We start from the raw sequence: 6,155 nt of genomic DNA, 5'->3' as shown, positions 1-6,155 counted from the left end.
GTGTGGAAGGCGTCATCAAGCCAGTCAGATAAATGCCTGCACCGGACGCTACAGCTAACGTCGCCAAGGCAGCGATCGCGATGGATCGAGTCTTGGCGGACTTTCCAGGGTCATTAGGCAAAACCGCCCGAGGAGGACCGGCAACTGCCGAAGGCCTCGGTTCGGACAGATGCGCCGGCCGGACATGCGGAACGAAGACCCGCTCGCCGGGAGCCGCCGGAGGCTGACTTTGGAGCTTGGGGCCAGGCGCGACGGTTCCCCCCCTTCGCGGCAAACCTGTCCGGTCTCGGGGTGTGATCGACGCTGGCGGCGTTGTCTCCTCATCCGTGTCGTCGCGTGTCATCCTGGCGATGTCCGCCATGCTGATCGGCCGGTCTTGTGGATCCGGCTGCAGCATGGCCTCAACAATTCCACGAAAATCGGCATCGATGTCTGATAGGTCCGGAACGGTTCGGCGTTTTTCCACGATCTCGAACTGCGAGCCGCCCATGTCGATCGGTTTGCCGCGTAGAGCAGCGGCCAGCACCAACCCCAGGCTGTAGATGTCGGATTGCTCGCTGACATCGCCGCTGTAGAGCCCGAGCTGTTCGGGAGAAACGTAGTTGTACTTCCCCGCGAACTTTCCGCCGATCAGGGTCTCTCCGCCGACGGTCGCCGATCGCGCAATGCCGAAATCGATGATCTTTGCGCGTTCGACCCGGCCTCCTGGCAGGATGATATTATCCGGGGAGAGGTCGCGGTGTATTGCCCCCGCCTGGTGCACCGCGCTCAAGCCGGAAGCGAGGCGATGGCAGAGCTTGCGCACGTCTTCCGTCGGCATCGGGCCACGTCGCATGATATCGAACAGCGATTGGCCGTCGACGAATTCCATCGCAAGGTAGGGGCGTCCGATCCCCGGATCGATGGTGAAGACGTGATATCGCACGACCGCGTCGTGCGATAGGTGATTGAGGATCGACGCTTCCTTGCGGAATAGGGACAGGATCGTCTGATCGCGGGCGAACTCGGGCAAGACGATCTTGATCGCGACGTGGTCGCCGGTCTGGATGTTGTGGCCACGGTAGACTTCGCCCATGCCACCGAATGCGATCCGCTCGTCCAGTTCATAGATGCCGCTGAGTTGCGTGCCCACCGCTGTGGTGGCCACGTCAGGCGATATCCGCGTCTTGTCGTCGGCGCTCATCAGCCGCAGCCTTCCGCTCTGGAAGCACCGAGATAGGCCCCATTGCGCCCGTCTCCGATCTTGACGAGCACGATCGTGACATTGTCCGTTCCCCCGCGCGCCAGCACCATTTGCAGCAGGTTTTCGCATGCCGCCTGAGGTGTCGCCGACACCGCCGCCGCCTCGATCTCGGCGTCTGTGACATGCGCTGTCAGCCCGTCGGTGCTCAACACAAATATATCCCCCGGCATGATTTCGCCTTGCTGGAAGTCAACGACGATCTCGTCGCTGACACCGACCGCATGCGTGATCACATTGCGGCGCGGCCAGGTGAGCGCTTCGGCTGCGCTGATCATGCCTCTGTCGAGAAGTTCCTGAACCTCGGTGTGGTCCTTCGAAATCTGGGAGATCGACGCGTTGCGGATCAGATAGACGCGGCTGTCGCCAGCCCACAGGCAGGCAAACCGCCCATCCATCGCCAGCAGGGCCGCGACGGTGGAGCCAATGGTTACTCCGCGAGATTCCGATATCCTGCGGATTTCGGCGTTAGCCCGGCTCAGCCGGTCCTCGAAGCGCGCGCGAAGATCCGGTGCAGAGCTTGCAATGCCGATCGTTGCCAGATGATCGACGATGCTGGCCGAAGCGACTTCCCCAGCATCATGTCCACCCATTCCATCGGCCACCACCCACAGGCCAGTTTCCGGCTCGACCAGATAGCTGTCTTCATTGAGCTCACGGACACAGCCTCTGTGGCTGACGCCGAAGCTTTCAAAGGGAAGGGCGACATTGTTCAATTTGCCACCAAGCGCTTCTCAAGCGTCCTCTACGGCGCACTGTCAGGCGCTCGCTCGCGCCAGTTTGCCACAGGCTCGAACATTAGAGTATCGAAATCAACGTTCGCGTGTCTGTTGCCGATGGACAGCGCCACCGTATCGGGAAGCTCAATGTCATCTCAAAACGCCTTTGGACAGTTGAACCCCGAAAGCGCAGGAAGGAAGAGAGGGTTGGGGTCCGAATTGGTCTGGATCGTATAGGCGACATCACGTCCGCCGATCACGAAGCGGGCTTCCGTGTTGCCGCCTGTGCTGGTGATATCAGCCTTGTCCAGCAGACGCTTCAGCGCCCACGGACCGTCGAACTTGATCGCGGACTCACGGCCCGGCATTTCCGGCGTAAGGCTCAGGCTCGCGGACGCGGAAGCCATGCCGCTCGGCCAGGTCACCGTGCTTGGCGCGTTGCCGGCCTGGTTGCTTTGGACGATCTGGCCATCGACGTCGAGGACCGCCGTATCGGCATCGCCATGCAGTGAAAACGGGGTAAAGGTGACGCTGACCGAGGGCACCGAACCACCTGAAGGAAAGAAGGCGTTGCGGATTTCCGCGGCCAACTGGAAGTTTTTCAAGGTCGACTTCGACAGGTCGCGCCCGAAGCGCGCATCCTGTTTCCAGCTCCAGTCCTGGCCGGTCATGTCGATTAGCGATGCGAGATTCTGTGCAAAGAACCGGTCCATCAGCCCGCCTGGAGCGAACAGTTTCGCAAAATCCGCCATCGCAATATCCTCCGGGCCATTGCCGGCGAATGGATAACGGCCCGCAACCACCTCCTCGCAAGTGCGCGTGACCGTCTGGTCGAGCATCTGGTTCAAATTCGCTAAGGAGGTTTCTGCGACATTGCCGTCAAACTCGTCGGCGGTCGCGGTGACCATTCGGGCGAGTTGCTTGGGCAGACGCGAGACATTGGCGCGCAGGGTGGATATCTGCAGCTGTAGATTCATGTTGACGCGTTCCGTTTGCGAAGGGACATCGGCCGCCAGTTGCAGGCTCTGATAGATATCGCGGAAATTCTGGGTCAACGCATCGATTGGGCGGCGTCCGGCCGGACCGTTCACCAAAGCCCGGAACGATCTGAATTGCGCTTCGATATTCGCCCCAGGGTTTTGCGCGCTAGCGGACCCTGTACCGGCCCGGCTTTGCGATTTGCCGATGGCGATTTGAATGCCGATGCGGGCTAATCCCCTGGCGACATCTGCAGGGTTCTGCGTCTGGTCTTGAAGCGCGTCGGCTTCGGAACCAGCTTCTCGCGTCAGAGCTGTTTCGTCGGCGATCGCTGTAAAAAGCTGGTCGATTGGCGAGGTTGGTGACGCGGCGGCGGAGAGCGCGATATACTGCGGCTTGTCCTTCAGCATCGCCTTGAACTTCAATTTGTCGAGAACGCCGTTCCACGCCGCGGCGAATTCCCTCCCATAGCGATCGAGAAGTTCGGGACCGAGCTTGAGCAATTCCTGATCGATGCCGCCTTGCTCGCCACCGCCGCCGAGAACCCACTGGTCGTCGACAAGCGTCTGCGCAATGCGCGAGAGTTGTCCGAGATAGAAGTTGTTGAAGCCGCCATAGGTGTAGAGACCGGGAACGCGCAGGCCGGACAGATCGCCACCGTCGACACGCTCGAACAACAGCTGTGCTTCCGGGCCGCCTTCCACAGAGACGGAAAAATCGTCCAGCGCTGCCGCGTATACCGCCGACTTGACCAAGGCGGAGGCACGATCGGCAAGGCTCATGCGTCCGAGCGAGCGTTGAGCGGATTCGACAAGTGGCTGGTTGAGTTCGAAAACTGGATCATAGGCGTCATCCAACGCAAGCATGGCGCGCAGATGCTTTTCGAGTTGCGCCCGTCCCGCGCGGTTGTTTTCGCCCGGATAACGGTTCTGCTCCCAATCCTGCCTCATCCAGGACACGATCAACTCATCGTCGATCTTCGGCGCCTTGCCGCCAAGCATCAGGTAGATCTTCAGCGGTTCGTAGAGCGCGGCGGGATCAGCCATCTTGACCTGGATCGTCCGTTCGGCCTGAAGCAGCAGGCGCGAGCGGAACATGCGCTCCAGCGCTTGCCGGTAAGCTGTTTTCGATGCCGAAAGAAGTCTTTCCCGCTGACCGAGGCCGAACGTCTCCTCGATAGGTGTCGGCAAGTCACTGGTGCCGAACCCGGCCGGCAGATCGCGCAACTGGTCGAGCGGGCCAATGACGTTTTCGAGGTCGACATCGGCGACCGTCGTGCTTTTGAGTAGCGGGTCTGCCGTCTCGCGATACTGGCTTATAGCTTGCGTGGTAGAGGCGATCAGCGATCTGTTGGCCGTAAAGCTCAGGGCCAAGGTGCCCAGAGCCGCCGCAGCGAACAATGTTATTGCGCCAAGACCGCCATATCTGGCGATCGCTGCATGCCTTTCGACCGACTTGTCGTATGAAACCCACCCGGATTCCGCGAAAATGACGCCGGTCAGAAGATCATGCAAGAAGAAGCTTTTGCCAGCGCCGGAAAGGTGGGCGCGAGAGGCGCTGCCGAAACTGCGACCGATTGCGCCCAGCACCTGGTCGATCGGCGTACCCTCCTGCGTGCCTGATGAAAAATAGAATCCACGCAGGCTGACGTTCACCTGGCTGCGGGCCGGATCGAAAATGCTGGCGATGAAACTGGTAATACGGCCTTTCAGCGCGCCAAACTGGGCTGGAAAGCCAAAGATGGATATGCGCACGACCGGATCGGCCTCTTCCTGCAGGCGGTCGGCCATCTCGTCTGTCAGGCGTTTTGCCAATGCGTCGAATTCGGCCGGTGACTCACCGACCATGTTCTTGCTGCGATCGGCAGTCTGGAATGTCGTGCCCCATACTTTGCGGCGGCGCTGCTCGTCGAAACCGCCAAAATAATCCATGAAACCGGAGACAAGGTCGGCCTTGGTGAAGAGCAGGTACACCGGGAACCGGATTTTCAGTGTTTCGTGAATTTCGCGCAGACGGCTGCGTATCTCAACGACATGGACACCAAGCTGCTGATCATCGAGGCTCATGAGATCGGCAAGGCTGATGGCCAGAATAACGCCGTTTATCGGTTGCCTGGCGCGGTATCTCTTGAGCACCGACAAGAAGGCGAGCCAGCTCTTCTTGTCGCTCTGCGCGTTGGAATCCTGCGTCGTGTAGCGTCCGGCGGTGTCGATCAGCACCGCCTGGTCGGTGAACCACCAGTCGCAGGATCGGGTGCCGCCAACGCCGGCCACCGGCTGGGCGTCCCCCGAACCGGCAAGCGGAAAATTCAGACCCGAATTGACCAACGCCGTTGTTTTGCCGGCACCGGGCGGGCCGATGACGATGTACCAGGGGACCTCGTAGAGGAAATTGCGCTTGCCGCTCGACCGCTTGAGCGCAGCGATGGCCTCATTCATACGAGCCTCGAGCACCTGCGAGTCGTCATCCTTGTCGTCGTTGCGGGCAACTATGGTTTCGAGCGCTTTTTGCGCCTTTCGCATTTGCCAGAAACGAAATCCATAGAAGAGCGTCACGGTCGCAACGATCACGCCGATGATCGTCACGCGCAGCCAGACGGGTGCCAGCGGGCGGGTATCGGCAAAGCGGATCAATGGGCCGGCAAACCAGACGGCTGCCGCGAAACCGGCCAACGCCATGACGCTGAATATCCGCAGCAGCCAACGCGTCATGGGCGCTTCCAAATGGCCGTGCTCACAATGTCTCCTCCTTGGGGATCATCACATCAACACGGCGATTCTGGGCGCGGCCTTCCGGCGTCGCATTGTCGGCGATCGGCTCGTCCTCACCCTTGCCCTCGACCGTGATCCGCGAAGGCTTGCTGAACCTCGGCGCCATCATCGCTTCGACAGCCTTCGCCCGGGCGACCGAAAGGTCGAAGTTGGATTTGAACGCGCTCGATTTTCGCGGCTTCACATTGTCCGTATGGCCGACGATCCTGATCGGTCCGGGCTCGGGTTCCAGCGCGGCGGCGATGTCTGCGGCAATCGGCCCAAACTCCGGGTTCACCTCGGCCCTGCCGGACTGGAACAACAGGACGTTGTTGATCTCCACCACAATGAACATGCCCTGCGTGCCGACGGCCAGCCCACCGCGTGCGATATCCTTGGCCAGTGCCGAGCGGATGCGATCGATCTGGTTGGCGGCGGCGGGCGGAGTGACTGTCATCGTCACAGCCG

General features: G+C 60.7%; 4 protein-coding genes. All 4 read right to left on the bottom strand.

The genetic code is table 11. The features are described from left to right. On the bottom strand, positions 1-1,183 hold a 1,183-nt coding region (locus EOB36_RS32720; RefSeq protein WP_164897692.1), incomplete at its 3' end, for a serine/threonine-protein kinase. Next, the gene (locus tag EOB36_RS32715; protein ID WP_128286516.1) at positions 1,183-1,956 is read right to left on the bottom strand and encodes a protein phosphatase 2C domain-containing protein; all 774 of its coding nucleotides are present in this window, start codon (positions 1,954-1,956) and stop codon (positions 1,183-1,185) included. The genes EOB36_RS32720 and EOB36_RS32715, both read right to left, overlap by 1 nt. Positions 1,957-2,114: 158 nt before the next feature. After that, positions 2,115-5,648 (bottom strand): type VI secretion system membrane subunit TssM, encoded by a 3,534-nt coding sequence (gene tssM / locus EOB36_RS32710; protein WP_128286515.1) that lies wholly within the window; start codon positions 5,646-5,648, stop codon positions 2,115-2,117. 22 nt (positions 5,649-5,670) lie between these two features. Next, the coding region (tssL, locus tag EOB36_RS32705; RefSeq protein ID WP_128286514.1) for a type VI secretion system protein TssL, long form at positions 5,671-6,155 on the bottom strand (485 nt) is incomplete at its 5' end.

The organism is Mesorhizobium sp. M6A.T.Cr.TU.017.01.1.1, assembly GCF_004023115.1.
In the GTDB taxonomy this organism is placed as follows: Bacteria; Pseudomonadota; Alphaproteobacteria; order Rhizobiales; family Rhizobiaceae; genus Mesorhizobium; species Mesorhizobium mediterraneum.
Note: the sequence above shows the minus strand (reverse complement) of the source record. Positions and strands in the feature narration are given on the sequence as shown.